Origin of the sequence: Bradyrhizobium zhanjiangense, assembly GCF_004114935.1 — a bacterium.
Taxonomy (GTDB): Bacteria; Pseudomonadota; Alphaproteobacteria; order Rhizobiales; family Xanthobacteraceae; genus Bradyrhizobium; species Bradyrhizobium zhanjiangense.
Genome location: NZ_CP022221.1, coordinates 5,165,924 through 5,188,178, shown reverse-complemented (window position 1 = coordinate 5,188,178; position 22,255 = coordinate 5,165,924). Strand labels below are relative to the sequence as shown.

Genomic DNA, 22,255 nt, shown 5'->3' with positions numbered 1-22,255 from the left:
GATGTCGATGAGTGAGCGGCAGAACCAGTACAATATCGGCCTCGACAAGACCCCCGCCAACTATGTGCCGCTGAGCCCGCTGAGCTTCCTCGCGCGCAGCGCCGCAGTCTATCCCGATCTTGTCAGCACGGTCTATGAGGGCCGCAGCTTCACCTGGGCGCAGACTCACGAGCGCTGCCGCCGCTTTGCCTCTTATCTGGCGGGCAAGGGTATCGGCGTCGGTGACACCGTGGCGGCGATGCTGCCGAACATTCCGGCGATGAACGAGGCGCACTTCGCCGTCCCCATGACGGGCGCCGTGCTCAACGCACTCAACATCCGCCTGGATGCGCCCTCGATCGCGTTCCAGCTCGACCATGGCGGGGCCAAGATCATTCTGGTCGATCCGGAATTCTCCGGCGTCATCACCGACGCACTCGCACAGATGACCGGGCCAAAGCCGTTCGTGATCGACGTCGACGATGCGGCCTTCAAGGGCGGCAAGCGCATCGGCGAGATCGAATATGAGGCGGCGCTCGCGCTAGGAGATCCGAGCTTCACCGCGGTCCTGCCTGCGGACGAATGGGACGCGATCGCGTTGAGCTACACCTCGGGCACCACAGGAAATCCCAAGGGCGTCGTCACTCATCATCGCGGCGCCTATCTCAACGCCGTCAGCAACATCCTCGCCGGCAATCTCGGTCAGCATCCGGTCTATCTCTGGACGCTGCCGATGTTCCACTGCAACGGCTGGTGCTTCCCCTGGACTGTGGCGGCGGCCGCTGGCACCAACGTGTGCCTGCGCAAGGTCGAGCCGACCAAAATCTTCGAGCTGATCAGACAGCACGGCGTCACCCACATGTGCGGCGCACCGATCGTCTACAACACGCTGATCAACGCGCCCGATGCGCCCAAAGGCAACGCCGCCCGTCGCGTCGTCGGTCTGATCGCAGGCGCCGCGCCGCCGGTCGCCGTGCTCGAAGGCGCCGAAAGCATCGGCATCAAGCTGACGCATGTCTACGGGCTGACCGAAGTCTACGGCCCCGCCTCCGTCTGCGCCGAGCAGCCCGGATGGGACGAGCTTCCGCCCGCTGAACGCGCGCGCATGAAGCGCCGGCAGGGCGTGCCCTACCCGCTCGAGGAAGACGTCACCGTCATCAATCCGCAGACGATGCAAGAGGTGCCGCGCGACGGCGAGACCATCGGCGAGGTCATGTTCCGCGGCAACATCGTGATGAAGGGCTATCTCAGAAACGAGAAAGCGACCAAGGAAGCCTTCGAGGGCGGCTGGTTTCACACCGGCGACCTCGGCGTGCTCGACGAGCACGGCTACGTCATCATCAAGGACCGCTCCAAGGACATCATCATTTCCGGCGGCGAGAACATCTCCTCCGTCGAGGTCGAGGACATCCTCTACAAGCATCCGGCCGTGCTGTTCGCCGCCGTGGTCGCCAAGCCCGATCCGAAATGGGGCGAGGTGCCCTGCGCCTTCGTCGAGCTGAAGGACGGCGCCAGCGCGAGCGAAGCCGAGATCATCGCGTTCTGCCGATCGCAGATGAGCGGCTTCAAGACGCCCAAGGCGGTCGTGTTCGGGCCGATCCCGAAGACTTCGACCGGCAAGATCCAGAAATTCCTACTGCGCAACGAAGTCGGATCAGCGAAGGCGATCTCGGCCTGAGCCGATCGAGGCTTCAGAAATATCTGGAAACATAAGCTGCCTTTGCGCGGCGATTGTGCGTTGTCGGAAACCGAACGCGCAGCCTCGACGATGTCGAGACACGACAGGAAAAGATTGGAAAACGTTAGAGACGCATTTGCGATTCCGCCGGCGACGGCTTCACGGACAGCCGCACCGAGCTCGGCCTGCGCACGAGCACGTCCTTTGCCTTGGGGAAGCGCGCTGAACCTGCGCGGTCGGCTCGCCTGGGCGCATGATTTCAGCGCGGGACAATCGATCCCAGCTGCGTTCCAGTCCCTGCCCGGCCAAGGCGTCATCGTCGGTGGTACTGGCGCCGAACGCGGGCGCTCACGGGCGTTGCAATCGAGCTGCGCGACCTCAACGGCTGGTCCGCCACGGCGAACTTCGACAGCGAAGTGTCGAGCCTATACCGGCAAAACCATGCTGAGTTACGCATGGTGAGGCTGCCGCGAGATCGAGGAGAAGACTTCCGCCCACGCGCCGGAAAGCGGTGAGCGGAAGGCATCGCCAGTCTCACATCTTCTTGTAGGCGTCGATCAGCGCCTGGCCGTCGGGCCCTGCCTTCTTGAGCCAGTCGGCGGTGAGCTGCTCACCGATCTTCTGGAAGCCGGCCTTCAGCGCGGGGCTCGGCGGCTCCACCGTCATGCCCTTGGCCTTGAGCTGTTCGATGTACCAGGTGCTCTTGTCTTGCCAGGCCTTCCAGCCGCGCGTTTCCGCCGTCGCGGCTGCTTTGAGGATGGCTTCCTGCGTCGGCTTGTCGAGTGCCTCGAACGCGGCCTTGTTGACGAAGGTGTAGTCCTTCGGAATCCAGGCCTGCACGTCATAGAAGTATTTGAGCGACTCCCAGGCCTTCGCATCATAGCCCGTGCCGCCCGACGACATGAAGGAGTTCACGACGCCGGTCGCAAGCGCCTGCGGCAGTTCGGCAGCCTGGATCGTGACCGATTGCGCGCCGACCAGCTCGCCGATGCGCGCGGTCCCGACATTGTAGGCGCGCCACTTCAAGCCCTTCATGTCTTCGATGGTCGCGAGCGGCTTGTTGACATAGACGCCCTGCGGCGCCCACGGCACGACGAACAGCAGCTTGAGACCCTGCGCATCGAGCTTCTTGGCGATTGCAGGCTTGGAGGCCTGATACAGCTTCATCGCGTCGGGGAAGCTGGTCGCGAGGAACGGCACGACGTCGACACCGAAGAGCGGGTCCTCGTTCTCGTGGATCGACAGCAGCACCTCGCCCATCTGCGCCTGCCCGGTCACCACCGCGCGCTTGATGTCGGGCGCCTTGAACAGCGAGGCGCCTGGATGAACCGTGATCTGGAGCTTGCCGGACGTGGCGGCCTCGACGTCCTTGGCGAAGGCGACCAGATTTTCGGAGTGCGGATTGTCGGCAGGATACGCTGCCGGCAAATTCCATTTGGTCTGGGCCAAAGCAGGTGTCGCGGCCATCACGACGCCAGCGATCAAGGATGCGCGGACTAAACGAGAGATCATCGGGCTTCTCCTCACAGTCAATTTGAAAAGCGGTACGTCAGTCTGGGAAAGCAAGCTTGGGCAAGAACATCACGATCTGCGGATACTCCGTGATGATGAACACGGCAGCCAGCAGCAGAATGAAGAATGGAAATGCCGCCCGCGCGACGGTGAACGTATCGCGGCCGCTCATGTTCTGAAGCACGAACAGGTTGAAACCGACCGGCGGCGTGATCTGCGCCATCTCGACGTGAATGATGAGATAGACGCCGAACCAGACCAGATCGAGGCCGGCCTGCTTGACCATGGGCAGCACGATGACGGCGGTCAGGACGATCATCGAGATGCCGTCGATCAGGCATCCCAGGATGATGTACATGATGCTGAGATAGAGGGCGAGCATGCTTGGTGTGAGCTGCTGCCCCTGGACCCAGGTGGCGAGCGCCGCAGGGATACCCGTATAGGCCATCGCAGCCGTGGTGTAGGCCGCGCCTGCCAAGATCAGCATGATCATGCAGGTCAGGCGCGTCGCGCTCATGATGCTCTCGAGGAAGTTCTTGCGCGTGAGCGTGCCGCTCCACCACGCCAGCAGCAGCGCGCCCGAGACACCCCATGCGGCGCATTCGGTCGCTGTCGCAAAGCCGAGAACGAGCGAAAGGAAGACCGCCAGGATCAATAGCAGGCAGGGCGCGAGCTTGCCCGACTCGCGGAGCTTCTGCCGGAATGGCATCGGCGGATCGCGCGGCGGAATCTTCTTCGGGTTGAGCAGCGACCAGATGATGATGTAGCCGGAATAGAGCACAATCACGAGCACGCCCGGCAGGAAGCCGCCGAGAAACACTTGAAGCACGGAGACATTCGCCGTGACCGCATAGACCACCATCGGGATCGAGGGCGGAATCAAGAGGCCGAGCGTGCCGGAGCCCGCGAGCGAGCCGAGGCTCAGGCTCTTGTCGTAGCCACGCTTGTCGAGTTCCGGCAGCGCGATCTTGCCGATGGTTGCACAAGTCGCGGCCGACGAGCCCGACACCGCCGCAAAGATGCCGCAGCCGATCACATTCACATGCGTCAACCGCCCCGGCAGCCACTGCACCCAGGGCGACAGACCGCGGAACATTTCCTCCGACAATTTGGTGCGGAAAAGAATCTCTCCCATCCAGATGAACAACGGTAGCGCGGCCAGCGTCCAGGACGAGCTTGCGCTCCACGTGGTGGTCGCAAGCACCGAGCCGAGTGGCAGGCTCGTGGTCAGCGCCATCGCCACGAAGCCGACCAGTCCGAGCGAGACCGCGATCCAGACGCCGCTGCCCAGCAGCAGGATCATGACACCGAGCAGGACGAACGACAGCTCGATCATGCCGAGATTGGCCATGGTCAACCTCCGCCGCCCTGCGAGATGCGCTCGATGAACTCGTCGGGCGTCTCGTCCGGCGAGCCCTTCTCGTAGCTCGGCCGGTTGCCGCCGACGACATTGACCATTTCATCGATCAGCGCGATCGACAGGATCGCAAGGCCGCCGGCAAAGCCGAGCTGCGGAATCCAGAGTGGAAGCGCGACGACGCCCTGCGCCACGTCGTTGAAGCGCCAGGAATCGTAGGTCATCTGCACGGCATGCCGGGTGAAGTAGAGGATGAATGCGGTGGCGATGCCCAGCGCGACTATCTCCGCGACCTGCTTGGTCCGCCCGTGCAGATGCTCCAGCAGCAGGCCGACGCGGATCATCTCTCCGCGCTTGAAGGTGTGCGCGAGACCGAGGAAAGCCATTGCAGCCATGCACCAGGACGCGAAATCGTCACCTGCGGGAATGTTGATCGCAAACTGACGCCCGACCGACATGACCATCATGATTGCAAAGATCGCAACCAGGAAGACCCCCGCGGCGTAGCCCGCGCCGAGATAGAGGAGATCCAGAGCGCGTCGCACCAGTCCCTGAGCCGCTACATCGTCGCCTGCCAAACGCAATCCCCATCCTCGCACTGAGGCGATTCAACCGACCCGGCGATTGCACATCAGCTGCCGGCCCTGCTTGAATATCGCCCTGTCAAACGCCTGTCTTTCAGACGTTAGATCAACATGATGGGGCCGGCGCAAGCAAGGAGTATGCCGCCTGGCAGGAGAATTTCCACCGCGGGTTTACTGCGTCTCCAGCCGCAGCCCGTCATAGGCCGGTACCACGCCCGTAGGCAGCGACTGCCTGATGACCTCGTAATCGACGTCGGCGGTCATGTTGGTGATGACCGCACGCTTCGGCTTGAAACGTTCGATCCACGACAGCGCATCGTTGATGCTGAAATGGCTGACATGACTGGTGTAGCGCAGGCCGTCGACGATCCAGAGGTCCAGATTTTCCAATGCGCCCCAGCTCTCGCGCGGGATGTCGTTGAGGTCTGGTGTGTAGGCGGCATCCCCGATGCGGTAGCCGAGCGCGGGAATGTTGCCGTGCTGCACCAGGAAGGCGGCCATCGTCACCGCGCCGCCCTTCCCCAGGATGGTCTGGCTTTCGCCCGCCTCGATCGAATGCCGCGTCAGGATCGGCGGATAGTCGCTGCCCTCCGGCGAGATGAAGCAGTAGGAGAACCGCGCCATGATGTCCTTGGCGGTCGACAGGTTGAAGTAGGTCGGGATGCGGCGTCGCATATGCATGACGACCGAGCGCAGGTCGTCCATGCCATGGGTCTGATCGGCGTGCTCGTGGGTCAGGAACACCGCGTCGATGTGGTCGACATTGGTCGAAAGCAACTGCTCGCGCAGGTCCGGCGACGTGTCGATCACGATGCGTGTGGTGCCGTGCTCGGATTTTCGTTCGACCAGCAGGGAGCAGCGACGACGGCGATTCTTGGGATTGTTGGGATCGCAGGCGCCCCAGCCGAGCGCCGGGCGCGGCACGCCGGCGGATGAGCCGCAGCCCAGGATCGTCAGCGTCAGCGTCATGCGTCTCCTGAAGCCTTCACCTTTGAGAACAGACGAAAGAAATTTTCGGTGGTCTGGCGCGAGATCTCATCCAACGACACGCCGCGCGCCTCAGCGAGCACCTTTGCGACCTCGACCACATAGGCCGGCTCGTTGCGTTTGCCGCGGAATTTTCCGGGCGCAAGATAGGGCGAGTCTGTTTCAACCAGAATACGGTCCGACGGCAGTTCGGCCGCAAGCGCGCGCAGGGAGTCCGACTTCTTGAAGGTCAGGATACCCGTGAAGCCGATATACAGCCCAAGCGAAACCGCCTTCAGCGCGAGCTCACGCCCGCCGGTGTAACAATGCAGCACCGCGCGAAACGATCCGCGTCCGACCTCCTCTTCCAGGATACGGGCACAATCCTCGTCGGCTTCGCGGGTGTGGATCACCAGCGGCAGGCCGGTGGCGCGGGCGGCGGCGATGTGGGCGCGAAAGCCCCTCGCCTGCGCCTCCGGTGAGCCGTTGTCGTAGAAATAATCGAGCCCGGCTTCGCCGAGCGCGACGACCTTGGGATGCTGCGTCAGCGCGATCAGCTCATCCGGCGCGATGCCATCCTCCTCATCCGCGTTATGTGGATGAGTGCCTACCGAGCAATAGACATCGTCATAGCGATCGGCGATCCTGACGAGATCGTTCAGCTTCCCCACCCGCGTCGAGATCGTGACCATGCGCTTGACGCCGGCCGCACGCGCACGCGACACGATCCCGTCGAGATCTTCCGCGAAGTCTGGAAAATCCAGGTGGCAGTGACTGTCGACCAGCATCGCGCGACCGCCCTCAGGCCGCCGGCTCGATGTAGCGCGGGAACGCCGGTTTCGGCGCCGGCAGCGTCGAGCCCGGAGCGATGCGCGAGGTGCCACCGAGCGCCGCGAAGTTGCGCTCGGCTGCGGGGATGCCGAGGCTGTCGAGCAGCAATCCCGAGGCGGTCGGCATCGCCGGCAGGGCCAGGATCGCGATCTGGCGCACGACTTCGGCGGTGACATAGAGCACGGTCTTCTGCCTGACAGGATCGGTCTTGGCGAGCGCCCACGGCGCCTCGCCCGCGAAATAGCGGTTGGCCTCCGCGACCACGGCCCACACGGCGTTGAGCCAGTGATGGATCTGCTGCGTCGCCATTGCTTCGCGTGACGTGGCGATCATGCCGTCGGCCATCGCAAGGATCGCCTTGTCGTTGTCGCTGAACTCGCCAGGCTCCGGCAGCACGCCGCCGAGCTGCTTGGCGATCATCGACAACGAGCGTTGCGCAAGGTTGCCGAGATCGTTGGCGAGATCGGCATTGATGCGCGCGACAATGGCCTCGTGGTTGTAATTGCCGTCCTGGCCGAACGGCACCTCGCGCAGGAAGAAATAACGCATCTGGTCGACGCCATACTGGTCGGCGAGGTTGAAGGGGTCGACGACATTGCCGACCGACTTCGACATCTTCTCGCCCCTGTTGAACAGAAAGCCGTGGGCATAGACCCGCTTCGGCAGCGGAATGCCTGCCGACATCAGGAACGCCGGCCAATACACCGCATGGAAACGGATGATGTCCTTGCCGATGATGTGCACGTCGGCCGGCCAATAGCGCCAGCTGTTGTCGCTCTCGTCGGGGAAGCCGACCCCGGTGATGTAGTTGGTCAGCGCGTCGACCCAGACATACATCACGTGCTCTTCGTCGCCGGGCACCTTCACGCCCCAATCGAAGGTGGTGCGCGAGATCGAGAGATCGCGCAGGCCCCCTCTGACGAAGCTTACCACCTCGTTCTTGCGGGAGTCCGGCCCGATGAAATCAGGATGATCCGCATAAAGCTTGAGCAGCTTGTCCTGGTACGCCGACAGGCGGAAGAAATAGCTCTTTTCCTCGACCCACTCGACCGGCGTACCCTGCGGTCCGAGCCGTACGCCGTCATCGTTCAGGCGCGTCTCGTCCTCGGCGTAATACGCCTCGTCACGGACCGAGTACCAGCCCGAATAGATGTCGGCATAGATGTCGCCGTTCGCTTCCATGCGTCGCCAGATCTCCTGGCTGGAGCGATGATGCTGCTCTTCGGTGGTGCGGATGAAGCGGTCGAATGACACGTTCAGACGCTCGTCCATCTCCTTGAAGCGGCCGGCGTTGCGCGCCGCGAGCGCGGAGACGGACATGTTCTCACCGGCGGCCGTCTGAACCATTTTTTGACCGTGCTCGTCGGTGCCGGTCAGGAAGAACACGTCCTTGCCGTCGAGCCGCGCGAAGCGCGCCAGCACGTCGGTCGCGATCGCTTCATAGGCGTGGCCGATATGCGGGCTGCCATTGGGATAAGCGATCGCCGTCGTGATGTAGAAGACGTTGTCGCGCGCGGGGGCGGCGACCGGAGCAGTGGCCTGCGGAGCGGCGACTATGGCGGGCTTCGGGGCACGCGGCGCCTTTTTCGATTCCTTGGGCTTCGCAGCCTTCGGTGGCGCGACGACAGGAGCCGGCGCTGCGATCGCGGCAGGCGCAGTCACCTTCGCCTTCTTGGCCACCTTCTTCGCTGGAGCCTTGGCTGGCTTCACTGGAGCCGTGGCTGGCTTTTTGGCCGCTTTCTTCACCGCCTTCTTGGCGACGACCTGCTTTTTGGTAGCCTTCTTGCCAGCCCGTTTTGCCGTCTTCGCAGCGCTCTTCTTCACGCCCTTCTTCGCGGCGGCCTTCTTGGTCTTTTTGGCAGCTTTGCGCGCAAGCACCTTTGCAGCCTTCTTCTTGCTGCTCTTGCCCTTGGCGGTTTTCTTAGCTCGCGTTGCCACGACGAATTCCTTTACCGGCTTCTCAAAATTTGGAAACGAACCTGCGTCAGGTTGCATGATCTTTTCGGAAAACCGCTCCGCACTTTTCCGGATCATGCTCTAGCGCGTTGCGTCCGCCAGCCAGCCGAACACCGAGAAAACCAAGGGCTTTCGCTCCAGATTGTAGGTTTCGGTGTCGCGCGCGGCGCGGACGATCTTTTCCCATACCTCAGCTAGCCGCGCAAGGCGCGGCAGGTTCTGGTTGGCATTGGCTTCATCCGCATGCAGGCGCTCGGCGATCCAGCGGTCGATACCGTCGATGAAGGCGGCAAGCGCGACGCGGTCGCTGGTGCCAAGCGAATCGCCGAGCGTGTGCAATTCGCGCGGATCGACCTGCGGCAAACGCGCGAGCATTGCTGCCGTGCGCTGCTGGAGCTTGAGCGCATCACCGCCGAGCAGCGTCAGCGCCCGCGCTACACTGCCCTCGGAGGCCTCCGCCGCTTCGCGCAGGGCGGGATCGTTCGGGTCGAGGTCGGCCGCCGAAGCCGCAGCACCGATCACGTCGTCCGTGACGAGCGGACGCAGGCGCAGCTTGCGGCAGCGCGACTGGATCGTGGCGAGCACGCGTGCGGGTGCGTGGCTCACCAGCAGGAACAGCGATTGCTGCGGCGGCTCTTCGAGGATTTTCAGCAGCGCGTTGGCCGCGTTTGGATTGAGCTCGTCGACGGTATCGACGATGCAGACGCGCCAACCTTCGGCGGCGGCCGTCGAGCCGAAGAAGCCGATCGTCTCGCGCGTCTCGTCGACGGTGATCACGGTGCGCATCACGCCGCGGTCGTTCGCGGTGCGCTCGAGCGTCAACAGGCCGCCATGCGAGCTCGCCGCAACCTGCCGCGCCACAGCGTCCTCGGGATCGATCGCAAGGTCTTGGGCGTGCTGCACGGACGGCGCCAGCGGCTGGCCATGGGCGAGCACGAAGCGCGCCATGCGGTAGGCCAGCGTTGCCTTGCCGATCCCTTGCGGCCCGCCGATCAGCCAGGCATGCGGGATGCGCCCGCTGCGATAGGCAGTCAGCAGCGCCGTCTCGGCGTCGCGATGCCCGAACAGCCTCGACGTCTCGCGCGGATGAGCAATGGCGGTTTCGCGCTCGGTCTGACGCGGACTCATGCGGAAATCACCGAAGAGGGCGTGGGAAGGAGACGTTCGCGCAGCGCCGTCCAGACACGCCCGGCAACCGTATCGGGATCGGAATTGGCGTCGATCAGCGCGCAACGCGCGGGATCTTCCGCGGCGATCTTGAGATAGGCGTCGCGCAGGTCCTGGTGGAACTTGAGATCCTCGCCCTCGAACCTGTCGGGCGTGGCGCTGCCGCGGCGCGCGGCGGCACGCTGCAGGCCGATCTCGACCGGCAGGTCGAGGATGATGGTGAGATCCGGCTTGAGATCGCCGATCGTGACCCGCTGCATCGCGTTGATCAGGCCGTCTGGCACGCGGCCGAGGCTGCCCTGATAGGCCCGCGTCGAGTCGGCGAAGCGGTCGCACAGCACCCAGATGCCTTGGCTGAGCGCGGGTTGGATAACGGTGCGGACGTGATCGTCGCGGGCAGCAGCGAACAGCAGCGTCTCGGCTTCGGGTCCAAGCAGCTTGCCCATGCCTGACAGCACCAGATGACGCATGATCTCGGCGCCCGGCGAGCCGCCTGGCTCGCGCGTGACAAGGATGCGCATCCTTGCCGCCTTGAGACGGTCGGCCAGCTTCTTGATCTGGGTCGACTTGCCGGCCCCCTCGCCACCTTCAAAGGTGATGAAGCGTCCGCGTCCAGACGGCCACCGTACCGGGCTTTTACTCATGGTCAGAGCTTCTCGGCGCCCGCGCGGAACATGCCGATCACGAGCTCGCTGGCGCCGTCGATCGCGCGGCGCATGGTCGAGCCGGTGCCGATCGCTTCGGCAGCATAGACCGGCGTCTCCACCGCGATGGCGCCGCTGCGCCAGACCTTGACCACGCCGACCCTCTGGCCGGCTTCGACCGGCGCGCGCACCGGGCCGCTATAGACGATGCGGGCAATCAGCTTGTCGCTGCCGTTCTTGTGCACCATCACCTTCACGGGCGTCTTGGCCATGAGCTTGACCGAGCGGCTCTCGCCGCCGAACACCTTGGCGTAGCCGACGGGTTGCTCGGCCGCGATCAGCACGCGGGTCTCGAAATTGCGGAAGCCCCATTCCAGCATCTTCTTGGCTTCCGTGGCGCGGTCTTCGGGATCGTCGAGCCCGTTGACCACGACGATCAGGCGCGTGCCGTTTTGCACGGCCGAGCCCACCATGCCGTAGCCGCCTTCCTTGGTGTAGCCGGTTTTGAGACCGTCAGCGCCTTCCATCGAATTGAGCAGCGGATTGCGGTTGGGCTGGCGGATCTTGTTCCAGGTAAACTCCTTTTCGCCGAACAGTTTGTAGAACTCGGGGAAGTCCAGGATGATGTGGCGGGCGAGGATGCCGAGCTCGCGCACCGTCATCTTGTTGCCGGGATCGGGCAAGCCGTTGGAGTTGGCGAAGGTCGATCTGGTGAGGCCGAGCTCGCGCGCGCGCTTGGTCATGAAGTCGGCCGCGAAAATCCGCTCGTTGCCTGCCATGGCTTCGGCGAGCGCGATGCAGGCATCGTTGCCGCTCTGGATGATCGCCCCATGCAGGAGATCGTCGACCGAGACCTTGCTGTTGATGGCGGCGAACATGGTCGAGCCGCCCGAGGGCGCGCCGCCCCTGCGCCAGGCATTCTCGCTGATCCGGTACTCGTCGGTCAGCTTGATGTCGCCCTTCTTGATGGCGTTGAAGACGACCTCCGCGGTCATCAGCTTCATCATGCTGGAGGGCGCGCGCAGCTCGTCGGCGTTCTTCTCGAACAGCACGCTGCCCGAGGAGGCCTCCATCAGGATCGCGGTCGGGGCGTCGCCGTCGAAGCCCGTGTCTTCCTTCTTGGCGCCCTGCACGCTCTGGTTGGCGGCGTAGAGCGCCCCGCCCCAGCCGATGGCCGCGGCCAGAACCGCCGCGATCAGCCCGCGCGCCAGCGCACCGGCGGTGAACCGGGAGCGACGAAGCAAAGAAGGACGAAATGCCATGGCCAAGCCCTGAGAGCGGCGTTCTAGCAGTTGGAACAGATGCGAACAACACGGAGCTGGACGCTTGTCCCTGAGATTGCACGATTCTCCTCGCGCCCCTATCGTGGCATCTTATATTTCCCGACCAAACCCCTGAAACAAGGCGGAAAAGCGAATGTCCTCAACCCGGATGATCAAGGCAAACGGGGTCGAGCTCTTCATCCGCGAGGCCGGCCAGGGGCCGCTGGTGGTGCTGTGCCATGGCTGGCCGGAACTGTCCTATTCCTGGCGCCACCAGATCCCGGCGTTGGCAGAGGCCGGGTTTCACGTCGTCGCCCCCGACATGCGCGGCTATGGCCAGAGCGCGGCGCCGGCTGATGTTGCCGCCTACTCCATCTTCGACACGGTCGGCGATGTCGTCGGCCTCGTACAGGCGCTGGGCGAGAGCAAGGCGATGGTGGTCGGCCACGACTGGGGTGCACCGGTCGCCTGGCACGCGGCGCTGTTCCGCCCAGATATCTTCACGGCGGTCGCCGGCCTGAGCGTGCCGCCGCCGTTCCGAGGCCGCGGCAAGCCGCTCGACCTGCTGCGCCAGGGCGGCATCACCAATTTCTACTGGCAGTATTTCCAGACGCCCGGCGTCGCCGAAGCCGAGCTCGAGCGCGACGTCGCCCGCACCATGCGCATCGTGCTTGGCGGCCGCGGCCTCGCCGATCCCTCGGCAGCCATGTTCGTGCAGGAGGGCAAGGGCTTTCTCGGCCATGCGGGCGCCGAGGGGCCGCTGCCCGGCTGGCTGAACGAGGCTGATCTCGCCTATTTCACCGAGTGCTTCCGCAAGTCCGGTTTCCGCGGCGGGTTGAATTGGTACCGCAACATCGACCGCAATTGGGAGCTGACGGCCCCCTGGCAGGATGCGCAGATCCATCAGCCCTCGCTGTTCATCGCCGGCTCCAAAGACGCCGTCATCACCGGCCTGATCGGGGCCAAGCGCGTCAACGAGCTCGAGCGCGTGCTGCCCAATCTGAAGCGCAAGCTGATCCTGGAAGGCGCCGGCCATTGGGTACAGCAGGAGCGGCCCGAGGAGGTGAATGCGGCGCTGGTGACGTTCTTGAAGGAAAGCGCGTCTCAGTAGAGACCGCGACCGCTCAGGATGCTGCGGGCCTCGGCCGCGCCGTCCGAGGTGTAGGCGGCAGACGGAGCGCTCTCGGTCGCGTAGCGGCCGTCCTCGTCATAGGACACGGCCCGCGCGTTGTGTAGCGCCCGGCCCCGACTGCGGCTCGAGGCCGACATTTCCGAGGTCGCATTGAGCGAAGCCATGTCAGCCGAGCTGTTGCCGAGGTTGTAGGGCCGCCCCTCCGGCATCGGAACCTCGCCGCGAATGGCACCGCGGCTCGGTGCGGGCAATTCCGGCACGAAAGGCTTGGCCGAAGCGACCCGGACCATCGAGGGCGTCGGCGCCGGGATGCCGGTGCGCAAGGTCGCCATCAGCTGGCGATCGTCGGAGCCTTCGAGCGGCGCCCGGCCGACATATTCGACCCGGACCTTGGCGACGCCATTGCCTTTGAATTCAAGGAGTTCGGCGGCCTTGTTCGAGACGTCGATGAGCCGGTTGCCGTGATAGGGCCCGCGGTCATTGACGCGGACGATCAGCGACTTGCCGTTCGAGATATTGGTCACCCGCGCGTAGGACGGCATCGGCAGGGTCGGATGCGCCGCGGTCAGCGAGGCCATGTCGAACACTTCGCCATTGGCGGTCAGGCGGCCGTGGAAATCATCGCCATACCAGGACGCCATGCCCTCGGCGCGGTAGTTGACATCCTCCTCCGGCACATAGGTCCGGCCCGCCACGACATAGGGCCTGCCGACGCGGTAGGTGCCCGCCCCCTTGGGGACCGGGTCGCCCCAGGCCACGACCCGGGGGCTCGAGGACACCCCGTATTTCGGATCGACGCGGCTGGCGAACTTGTTCGAGGAGGCGCAATTGGCGAGCGCAAGGCAGGTCGCGAGCGCCGCAACACCGCGCGCGGCCCGCAAAACCGAATCTGACCGTCGGATCCCCATTCGCCCCAAATACCATTTCGCCGGGCGCGTACCCATCCCGCTTTAGCCGCGGGGAGCGCCGTCCCGTCCTTGTAATCCGAGGCGGCCCACCACCGCATCGGAAGCGGTAACGATAACGCAACCCGAACACGGCGGAAATGGGGAGCCCACGGCGATCACGCCGGGATGGTAAACGGGACGTTCGCTCGCCTCCGTTGATCTACGGAGCGCGGGCGCCCTGCTCTGTGCCAAGGCTGGACATTCTGTTGCGCCAAATCCTCACTCCACCCCCATTGTCACGCCGCTCACCGAAATTCTTTTGACTGTGCAAGGCCGCACGCGTTCTCTCGAATGCAAGGGCGGGATGTGGAATTTAACGATGATCGAGACGGTTTCGGCACTGATGGGTCTGGTAAGCGCGGGGATCTTCCTGGCCCATGCGTTTGAAGGTTACCGCACGAGGGCCTGAAGGCACTCGCGCGGGGCGGCAAGCATCACCTCTTTCAAGGCGGCCCGTTCGGACAATTTTAATCGATCCGATCGAGCATCGAGGACGAGAGCGGCAGGTGTCCCATGCGCAACCATGACCTCGTATCCGATGGCTTCCTGGCATTGACCGCAGGCGGCTTGGTCCTGCTCTGCTCGGGCCTTGTGGCCCTGGCCTTCGGCTGATCTCGGACGAGATCTTCGCACTTTCCCGACGACGACCATGCCGTGCTGCAAACAGGTGTTTGCCCGGATTGTCCCGCTCCCGTTTAGTTGATTGAATTTCCGCCTTCGGCGCCTCGACTTATTTTCAAGAGGCCATCACCGACGAGGGTGACTCACATGCTTGCCGAGAAGTTTTTCCTGGTTCTTGAATCCCTGATCCGCGGCGATCGCACCTATCCCGACGGAAGTCCCCGGGTCATCAGCACCTCCCCGCACGTGCCGGTGAAGCTGCCGAGCCGGAAATAACCGGCTCGCCGTCGAGCCCCGGTCACGCGCCGCTCAGCGCAGACCCAACAGCGAGCGGCGATAGCGGCCGTCGCGGGCCTCGCTCAGACAGACGAAGCTACCGTCAAAGCCCTGGCGATATCGCTTCTGACCCCTGGTGTAGTAGACGCCCTTCTTGAAATCGAGCCAGACCACCTGATCGTGCGGACAATGGCGCTGCGCCTGAGCCTCGTAGCGGAACGGGGTCAGCGGCGTTGCCGAGACTTCTGTGCCGCCGGAGCCGGCCATGATCGCGGCAACGAGCGCGATCCCGCCCGCCCATTTCCTGCTGCGAAACACGCCCCGCCTCCCGATCTTGATCCCGATCCTGGCCGCCGCGCGACGGCCGACCGGCACCGTAGCACGAAATGGCGCGATCCCTGGATAGCGAGTAGCGCGCCCCGTCTTCCGCCGGCCATCTTGCCGGGCTACATGGCAGCGAGATCATCTCGATGCGAGGATGCCGCCTGAATGTCGGTTGAGACTGGATTCCAATCTGAACTGCGCACCGAAGCCCGTCCGCCCTCGCCGCGCCTGGGCCTGCTGCCGATGATCATCTTCGGCTCGCGCTGGCTGCAGCTGCCGCTCTATCTCGGACTGATCGTGGCGCAGTGCGTCTACATCGCGCTGTTCCTCAAGGAGCTCTGGCATCTGTCCTGGCACGCGCTCGACCTCACCGAGCAGCAGATCATGATGAGCGTGCTGGCGCTGATCGACGTCGTGATGATCTCCAACCTGCTGGTGATGGTGATCGTCGGCGGCTACGAGACCTTCGTCTCGCGGCTCGACCTCCAGGGTCATCCCGACGAGCCGGAATGGCTCGGCCACGTCAATGCCAGTGTGCTGAAGATCAAGCTCGCCATGGCCATCATCGGCATCTCCTCGATCGCGCTGCTGCGCACCTTCATCGAGGCCGGCAATCTCGGCTCGAACCGTGCCACCTACACCGAGAACGGCGTGATGTGGCAGGTGCTGATCCACATCACTTTCATTGTCTCGGCGCTCGGCATCGCCTACGTCGACAAGCTCGGTGATTCCGGCGCGCGCAAGCACGCCGAATGAGGCGCAACGACCGAACTTGCTATTTGTCGGCTTCGAGCTGCTGCATGACCTGGCGGAGGTACTCCAGAAGCTTCTGCGCCACCTGCTCGCGCGCAACGCCCTTGGCGGCGAGATCGCCTGACACCTTACTCACGATGTCGTCGATCGTCTGCCTCTCCAGATTCTCCGTGACCAGCGCAGTTGCGTAGCTTGCCGCCTCGTCGGCGCTGAGGCCGAGCTGGCTTGCGGCCCAGAGCCCGAGCAGCCTGTTGGACCGGGCCGTTGCCTTGAACATCAGCTCCTCGTCGTGGACGAACTTTGCTTCAAAGCCCTGCTCGCGCTTGTCGAACGTGGTCATGGTCAGCTCCATTCTCGCTTTCGCTGAAGGGGTCGGACTGGCTGGGAGCGAACGTCTCCGTCATTCACGTCAATTGAGGATCATTCGAAGCTTCCTCCCGAAACGCAAACGCCGTCAAGCCCGCCGATGGGCGCGCGACCGGGCGCGCGCAAGCTGGTCTTGAGACGCGACGGGCACGCCAACCGGCATGAGCCGCCGGCGTCGGTCGAAAGATCGATCTAGGAGATTGTCAGCGCCGACCGCGTTTGGTCAGCCTTTCGCCGCGGCCGCCTCGCGCGCGAGGCGTTCGGCTTTCAGCCGCTCCTTGTTGGCGTAAAACGCCTTCTGCGCCTCTTCATGATCGCGCATGGCCTTTTCGGCCTCGATCCGGCGCGCCGCATCGCGCGCCTGGCGCTGCTCGGGGGTCAGGGGTTTGCGTCGGAAGGAAAGCTCTTCACTCATGGCGACACAACGTGGCGACGAGGAAAAAGTTCCGCATGTTCGAGCTGAAGCGCAGGTGCTGACCACCAAAGTTTGCGAAAACAACCCCATGCACAGTAGCTAAGTCTTGTTGGCACAACGACTTTTGCATTCGCGCCAAAGCCGGTTGACCCGTCGGGCAAAACAGTGGCATTCCGCCATCTTCGGAAAATCGAAATATGAGCTGATGAGGCTGCTAGACGTTGCACGCGCCGGAACCTCAGGACGTTATTGCTTCACGGCGCCAGGACGAGAGACGAGCGAGCGAAGATCGTCTCGTCGGAGGAAAATACCATGGTGGGTGGTCGCGATGCGGCCGAAACTGAAATTTGGCGTCAAGCTGTAGACGCGCTGCGCGTTGATCCAGCAAAAAGACCGGGATATCTGGGATCAAGGCGCGCCTAATTGCGAACCGCATACAACGGCGTTCTAACCGTCAGCTGATACGCGGGCTTCGGTACCCACATGATTTCGGCCGTGACACCAAACAAGCGATTGTCGTTATCGTCCATGCGATCGAGATCGAGCCGCACAATCGCTTGTGTGTAGGGCTGAATCGACGCAAGGCTAACAAGCTGCGCACCTTGGAAGGATTGCACGCCCACTCGCCCGGTGAACTTCCAATTGTTCGGCCATTGATAGTAGCCGCCGATATAGGCGATCGTGTTTGGGTTGATTTTCACCAGCTTGTCGGCAACGTCAGTGCGCGTGTATTGGAATCCAGCGAGCAACCCTCTGGTCTCGTCGGGATCGAGGGCGTAATCGAATTCGAGAATGTTGTTGAAGGACGTCGTGGTCAGCGGGCCGTTGGGGATCGACTGTGTGAAGGTCGATTGCAGCGTCACGGTAGGAAAGAGCCCGCCGTTCTGCTGATAAACATCCGCCTGGATACCGATGTTCCAGCTCGTGATTTGAAAGGACGACCACCCGGCGCCTCCGAACTCCGTCGAATTGCCGGAGACGCCGGTATATAACGAGACGCTGTCGGTGACGTCGACCGTTAGGGGAAAATCCACGTTGAGAGATTTCGCCGCTGGCAGGCTGGTCGGAAATGCCGCATCAAACGTTCGCAACGCATTGAACAGCGTTGGATGGCCAAAGCCGAATGCAAGCGACCCTGCTGGAACCTGCGCATAGATCGTTCTTAGGTCGAGATAGATCGCTGGCACCGGTGCTTTGATAGCGACGTCGTCATCGTTTGCGCTAAGAGCCGTCCCAGTCGGGAACATCAATGTCGCGGACAGTCCGGCTCTCAAAATCGATCTGAAGCCCGAAAACTCTGCGCCTCTACGGAGAGAGGCGCGCAAGCGCGACTCTTCTCTAGAGACGATCATCGTTCGATCGCGTGGAGTTGTGATCGATCTCAGCTTGTCCGCTTCTTGCTCTCTCGCGAAACTCGCGTGGAGTGCAGCCGGAGATTCGACGGAAAGCACGGGCAAAATGGGCAGGATCGGCGTAGCCCGACGAAAATGCCACGTCGATGATCTTGGTTTCGGTACTGCTCAGGAGCTTGACGGCATTGTTGAAGCGGACCTGCTCTAGCAGACCGGAGTATGTGAGCCCCGCCAACGCGAGCTTCCTCTGGAGGCTCCTGACGCTCAAGGCAGCCATTTCGGCCGCCTGGGCTATCGTCGGGCCGCCCTCGTCAAGGTAGGACGGCAGAGCCAACCTGAGAACGCTGACGATGTCATCGCCGAACGGCTGCCTCTCGGTTTCCGGTAACTTCGATCGGGCGGCATCCCCATTCGGAAGGCTCAAAAACTGCAACGGCACCTCGATCCATGACGCCTTCTGTCCCGACATGAAGCGCGTGTGCGGCCAAAGCGATTGAACCTCAATGCTCGGTTTATAATTTGCTTCAAACGCAATCACTTTGGGCATCCAGTTCGCGCCAGCGAACTGGCGGACGATGTGCAGGACGAATACGTTCTGAAGCCATTGGGATATCTCAAGATCGGAGATCCCTTGCGTTCCAGCGATCCTGCTGCAAATTTTCACGCTTGCGTCGCATGGCTCCAGCCATAGCTGAAGACTTGTATCTTCAACCGGCGCCCATTTGCACATCTGCTCGAGAGCGGCCAACAAGGTCGGTGAATGACGGATTCGAACGCGCATCGCGTCGCTCAGATGATCGAATGAAAGCCTCTGGGCTGCTCGAAAGGCGATCTCCGACAATCCCTGCGTTTGCTGCGCAGCCGTCGCGAAGCGAACGGCTGGCAGCAGCGGCACGTAGTGGTCTGCCTTTTCCTGCAGCGACGTCGGCAACTTAAACTTGGCGAGAAGGGTCGCAGTGGGCCCGCCGATCTCTGAATGAATCTCGGCAAATGGAATGAGAAATTGACAACGGGTCAATGGAATTGCGGTCATTGCTGCCTACCCAACAAGCTTGCCGTGATCGCAGCCTAGCGGGGCAACGACCTCCCCGCCCCTGTCCTTTAGGACAGGCCTGCTCACGCTCCCGACCAAATTCATTTGAATGAGAAACTTTGGCGGCTGATGGCCAGATTCGTCGTCGGCACGCCTTTAGAATTAATGCAGCGCTTTCTCTTGCAGGAGCATGGGCTTCGCGGCGATGAGAGCTGTTCGGTTACCTTCTTTCCAAGCGGTCCGCGCCGCCATTGACGCGTCACTGCGACACGGTGACGCAACCCTTGATAGTACCGCTCGCTCTCTCAAAATCAGCTCGCGCACGTTGCAGCGTCACCTTGGGCGTATGGGCACAAGTCACAGCGAGATACTTGCAGAGGTTCGCCTGAACATCGCTTGCCACTTGCTCGTCGACTCACGCAAGCCCCTGTCGGATATCGCTAAATTTCTCGGGTATAGCAACGCGAGCAGCTTCAGCCGCACCTTTGTACGTTTGATGAAAATCCAACCTGTCATTTACAGACAGCAGCAACTCGTACGTAAGGGAAAGAGTGGGATGTCAGCGCAGAAAACCTGGCGTGATTGATCGCTGAACTATTCACGATGTTTGGCGCGAAATGGCAAGACGCGCGATCTGGATTGGCGCGAAATGCGTAGCGAAGCTGCTTCCTGAATTGAAGCTCATCGAAGAAGAACAACCAGCCTGCAAGGAGGGCACTAACATGACGCTTCGCTTGGCTTTGATCGCTGCTTGCGCCGCCGGGCTGTTGGCCTTTCCCCAAAAGCTTTTTGCTCAATCCGCACCCGAGAACAAGCCGCACGTTCCGCTCGAGAAATCCATAGGTCAGGCGAAGCCGGAAGTCGTCCCGTCTCTCTTTGTTCTGAACTCGCGCGGTGCGAGCCTGAAGGACGGCAAGCTCGTGCTGATGGGAATTTCGCCGAATGCAATTGTATTTGCCGATCGACCTGTTCGGGCGGCCGGGCACGATCTTACGTCACGAATTGTCGAGGATTGGGGCAACGGCAGCGACAACTTCGCGAAAGATCCGCCGAACGCCACCGTGTCCGGGTTCAGGAAAGATGGGTCGTCGGTGGCCGATGCCGTCGTGGTGCTCAAATCGCCAAAACTGGAGGCCGACAAGCTGACGTTCGATGTCGACGTGCTCGAAGGCGATCTTGCGGGCGCCGACGGACCGGCTTCGGTCTTCATCGACATCATCGGCCGGCCGTTCACACCGCTGTCGTTTGCCGGTGTCGCGCGCCGGACGGCTTGGCGCGGCGCGTTCTACCGTGGCGCCGCCTATGCGGGAGCTGCCGCCGCGGTTGGAGCTGCGGCCTATCCCTACTACGCACCCCGATGCGGGTACTATCCCTATCCGCCTTGCTATTGAGCCAACGGAGATTGACGGCATCGAAGCCGGTTCAGCAATGCACAGTCCTTCGGGGCGACCTTCGTCACGCGATATCGCCGTCGTCTTTCCGTCAACTCTGAAAGTTGCTGCCCGTGAGTTGTGAATTATTTTGAAAGGGAAACACCATGGATATCACTCGTCGATCCCTTGCATTTGGCGGAATGGGGCTGCTGGCAGGAGCGGCCTCTGCACGATCGGCACTCGCCCAGGACTCGTTTCTTGGCGTCGGGGAAGGCTTGGAGGATTTCTGGCTCGCGAGCGACGCCTACATTTTCGGCTATCCCCTGGTGACGATGGAGATGACGCGCCGGATCATCACCAACGTTGCCGAACCGGTGGGAACGCGGGGGCCGATGGGCCACATTATCAAGCTGCGCCAATATCCTGACGCATCCTTCCGGGACGTCACCGCGCCGAACGCCGATACCCTGTATACGACGTCCTTCTTCGATGTCGGGAAAGAACCCTGGGTCCTCAGTATCCCCGACATGAAGGGGCGCTACTTCCTGATGCCGATGCTGGACGGCTGGACGACGGTGTTCCAGGTCCCGGGCAAGCGCACCACCGGCACCGGTGCGCAGACTTACGCGATCACTGGGCCAGGTTGGAAAGGCACGCTGCCGGCCGGCGTGAAGGAGTACAAATCGCCCACGAGCATCGTGTGGCTGCTCGGCCGCATCTATTGCACCGGCACACCGGAAGATTACGCCGCCGTGCACAAGCTGCAGGATGAGTGCAAGCTCGTTCCGCTCAGCGCCTATGGTAAACCGTACACGCCACCGCCCGGAAAGGTCGATCCGTCGATCGACATGAAGACGGCGGTGCGCGAGCAAGTCAATCGCATGGACGCGGTCTCGTACTTTAAGCTGCTGTGCGAGTTGATGAAGACCAACCCGCCGAGCGCTGCGGACGCACCCCAGCTTGCAAAATTTGCCCGCATCGGCATCGTCCCCGGACAGGATTTCGACGAGAAGAAGCTGAATGCGGATTTTCTGCGGCGCGTCCCTGAGGTGTCGTTCGACAGGATCATGCTTCAGTTCAAGGTCAACAAGGCGATCACGGACGAGAACGGCTTCGCGTTCACGACGAAAACCGGTATCTATGGCACCGATTATCTGGTGCGGGCGCTGGTGACCGCGATTGGACTTGGCGCCAACCGTCCGCAGGATGCGGTCTACCCGACCTCGCAAAAGGATGCGGACGGTCGCAAATACAATGGCGCCAACAAGTACGTCATGCGGTTTCCCAAGGGCCACCTGCCTCCCGCGGAAGGGTTTTGGTCGCTGACCATGTACGACAGCGGCTACTTCTTCGTGAAGAATCCGATCAACCGCTACTCAATCAGCGCTCGCGAAGATCTGAAGAAAAACGCTGACGGCTCGACCGATCTTTTTATCCAGAAGGACTCCCCGGGCAAGGACAAGGAATCAAATTGGCTGCCGGCGCCCGAGGGGGATTTCATACTCATGCTGCGCATGTATTGGCCGAGGGAAACGAATCCTTCCATCATCAACGGCACATGGAAGGTTCCTGCCGCTAGGAAAGTCGGGGCTTGAGAATATGAACCCATGCCGGCGGTCTGTTTGTCAGAGCGAATAGACCGCCGTTGGCCCGTTCTCGCCGAACGGATTCCAGACGATCAAGCCCGGTGGCACAGTCAAGCTGGTGTTCGACAACGATCCTGGCCG

The 22,255-nt window shown here is 62.5% G+C and carries 22 protein-coding genes; 7 read left to right on the top strand and 15 right to left on the bottom strand.

The window, feature by feature from the left end; translation table 11 throughout:
- Positions 1–7 precede the first annotated feature (7 nt).
- On the top strand, positions 8–1,657 hold the full coding sequence (locus XH85_RS24815; RefSeq protein WP_164940830.1) for an acyl-CoA synthetase: 1,650 nt from the start codon (positions 8–10) through the stop codon (positions 1,655–1,657).
- A gap of 534 nt (positions 1,658–2,191) precedes the next feature.
- On the opposite strand, the gene XH85_RS24810 is transcribed toward XH85_RS24815, so the two are convergent.
- The 9 genes from XH85_RS24810 to XH85_RS24770 all read right to left on the bottom strand — a co-directional run bounded on the left by XH85_RS24810 (position 2,192) and on the right by XH85_RS24770 (position 11,936).
- Positions 2,192–3,169 (bottom strand): TRAP transporter substrate-binding protein, encoded by a 978-nt coding sequence (locus XH85_RS24810; protein ID WP_128933896.1) that lies wholly within the window; start codon positions 3,167–3,169, stop codon positions 2,192–2,194.
- A gap of 37 nt (positions 3,170–3,206) precedes the next feature.
- Positions 3,207–4,520 carry a TRAP transporter large permease gene (locus XH85_RS24805; protein WP_128933895.1) on the bottom strand — a complete coding sequence of 438 codons (1,314 nt, stop codon included), beginning with the start codon at positions 4,518–4,520 and terminating at the stop codon, positions 3,207–3,209.
- Positions 4,521–4,522: 2 nt separating this feature from the next.
- Positions 4,523–5,071 carry a TRAP transporter small permease gene (locus XH85_RS24800; RefSeq protein ID WP_245473404.1) on the bottom strand — a complete coding sequence of 183 codons (549 nt, stop codon included), beginning with the start codon at positions 5,069–5,071 and terminating at the stop codon, positions 4,523–4,525.
- A gap of 210 nt (positions 5,072–5,281) precedes the next feature.
- A complete protein-coding gene (locus XH85_RS24795) occupies positions 5,282–6,079 on the bottom strand; it encodes an MBL fold metallo-hydrolase (RefSeq protein ID WP_128933893.1) in 798 nt (265 codons plus the stop codon).
- Complete coding sequence (locus XH85_RS24790; RefSeq protein WP_128933892.1) at positions 6,076–6,864, bottom strand: TatD family hydrolase; 789 nt, start codon at positions 6,862–6,864, stop codon at positions 6,076–6,078. The genes XH85_RS24795 and XH85_RS24790 overlap by 4 nt, the downstream gene beginning before the upstream one ends.
- Before the next feature lie 13 nt (positions 6,865–6,877).
- Entirely contained in the window at positions 6,878–8,845 is a 1,968-nt protein-coding gene (gene metG, locus XH85_RS24785; RefSeq protein WP_128933891.1) for a methionine--tRNA ligase, read from the bottom strand.
- 99 nt (positions 8,846–8,944) lie between these two features.
- Positions 8,945–9,991: a DNA polymerase III subunit delta' gene (locus XH85_RS24780; protein ID WP_128933890.1), complete on the bottom strand. Its 1,047-nt coding sequence runs from the start codon at positions 9,989–9,991 to the stop codon at positions 8,945–8,947.
- A complete protein-coding gene (gene tmk, locus XH85_RS24775) occupies positions 9,988–10,674 on the bottom strand; it encodes a dTMP kinase (RefSeq protein ID WP_128933889.1) in 687 nt (228 codons plus the stop codon). Before tmk ends, XH85_RS24780 begins: the two co-directional genes overlap by 4 nt.
- A gap of 2 nt (positions 10,675–10,676) precedes the next feature.
- Positions 10,677–11,936, bottom strand: a complete 1,260-nt coding sequence (locus XH85_RS24770; RefSeq protein ID WP_164940131.1) for a D-alanyl-D-alanine carboxypeptidase family protein — start codon at positions 11,934–11,936, stop codon at positions 10,677–10,679.
- A gap of 154 nt (positions 11,937–12,090) precedes the next feature.
- Between XH85_RS24770 and XH85_RS24765 the strand changes: the two genes are divergently transcribed.
- Positions 12,091–13,047 (top strand): alpha/beta fold hydrolase, encoded by a 957-nt coding sequence (locus tag XH85_RS24765; RefSeq protein ID WP_128933887.1) that lies wholly within the window; start codon positions 12,091–12,093, stop codon positions 13,045–13,047.
- Here the strand turns inward: XH85_RS24765 and XH85_RS24760 are convergent.
- Positions 13,041–13,976, bottom strand: coding sequence for a septal ring lytic transglycosylase RlpA family protein (locus tag XH85_RS24760; RefSeq protein WP_128933886.1), 936 nt, complete (start codon positions 13,974–13,976; stop codon positions 13,041–13,043). The two genes, XH85_RS24765 and XH85_RS24760, sit on opposite strands and share 7 nt — an antisense overlap.
- An 807-nt stretch (positions 13,977–14,783) precedes the next feature.
- On the opposite strand from XH85_RS24760, the gene XH85_RS47430 reads away from it, so the two are divergent.
- A complete protein-coding gene (locus tag XH85_RS47430) occupies positions 14,784–14,912 on the top strand; it encodes a hypothetical protein (RefSeq protein WP_256465491.1) in 129 nt (42 codons plus the stop codon).
- 33 nt (positions 14,913–14,945) lie between these two features.
- On the opposite strand, the gene XH85_RS24750 is transcribed toward XH85_RS47430, so the two are convergent.
- Positions 14,946–15,179 (bottom strand): hypothetical protein, encoded by a 234-nt coding sequence (locus XH85_RS24750; protein ID WP_245473411.1) that lies wholly within the window; start codon positions 15,177–15,179, stop codon positions 14,946–14,948.
- Positions 15,180–15,401: 222 nt separating this feature from the next.
- On the opposite strand from XH85_RS24750, the gene XH85_RS24745 reads away from it, so the two are divergent.
- Positions 15,402–15,992, top strand: coding sequence for a TIGR00645 family protein (locus XH85_RS24745; RefSeq protein WP_128933884.1), 591 nt, complete (start codon positions 15,402–15,404; stop codon positions 15,990–15,992).
- Between the two features lie 19 nt (positions 15,993–16,011).
- Here the strand turns inward: XH85_RS24745 and XH85_RS24740 are convergent, their stop codons facing one another.
- The 4 genes from XH85_RS24740 to XH85_RS24725 form a co-directional block, all read right to left on the bottom strand.
- Positions 16,012–16,329, bottom strand: a complete 318-nt coding sequence (locus tag XH85_RS24740) for a DUF1476 domain-containing protein (protein ID WP_164940130.1) — start codon at positions 16,327–16,329, stop codon at positions 16,012–16,014.
- 249 nt (positions 16,330–16,578) lie between these two features.
- Positions 16,579–16,770: a hypothetical protein gene (locus tag XH85_RS24735; protein ID WP_128937410.1), complete on the bottom strand. Its 192-nt coding sequence runs from the start codon at positions 16,768–16,770 to the stop codon at positions 16,579–16,581.
- 419 nt (positions 16,771–17,189) lie between these two features.
- Complete coding sequence (locus XH85_RS24730) at positions 17,190–18,017, bottom strand: hypothetical protein (protein WP_128937409.1); 828 nt, start codon at positions 18,015–18,017, stop codon at positions 17,190–17,192.
- A 91-nt stretch (positions 18,018–18,108) separates the two neighbouring features.
- Positions 18,109–19,155, bottom strand: a complete 1,047-nt coding sequence (locus tag XH85_RS24725) for a helix-turn-helix transcriptional regulator (protein ID WP_128933882.1) — start codon at positions 19,153–19,155, stop codon at positions 18,109–18,111.
- 190 nt (positions 19,156–19,345) lie between these two features.
- Here XH85_RS24725 and XH85_RS47425 point away from each other — a divergent pair, with 190 nt between their 5' ends.
- From XH85_RS47425 to XH85_RS24710, 3 genes are all read left to right on the top strand, one after another.
- Entirely contained in the window at positions 19,346–19,741 is a 396-nt protein-coding gene (locus XH85_RS47425) for a helix-turn-helix domain-containing protein (RefSeq protein WP_338025548.1), read from the top strand.
- 136 nt (positions 19,742–19,877) lie between these two features.
- Complete coding sequence (locus tag XH85_RS24715) at positions 19,878–20,546, top strand: hypothetical protein (protein WP_245473409.1); 669 nt, start codon at positions 19,878–19,880, stop codon at positions 20,544–20,546.
- 146 nt (positions 20,547–20,692) lie between these two features.
- On the top strand, positions 20,693–22,123 hold the full coding sequence (locus XH85_RS24710) for a DUF1254 domain-containing protein (RefSeq protein ID WP_128933881.1): 1,431 nt from the start codon (positions 20,693–20,695) through the stop codon (positions 22,121–22,123).
- Positions 22,124–22,255 lie beyond the last annotated feature (132 nt).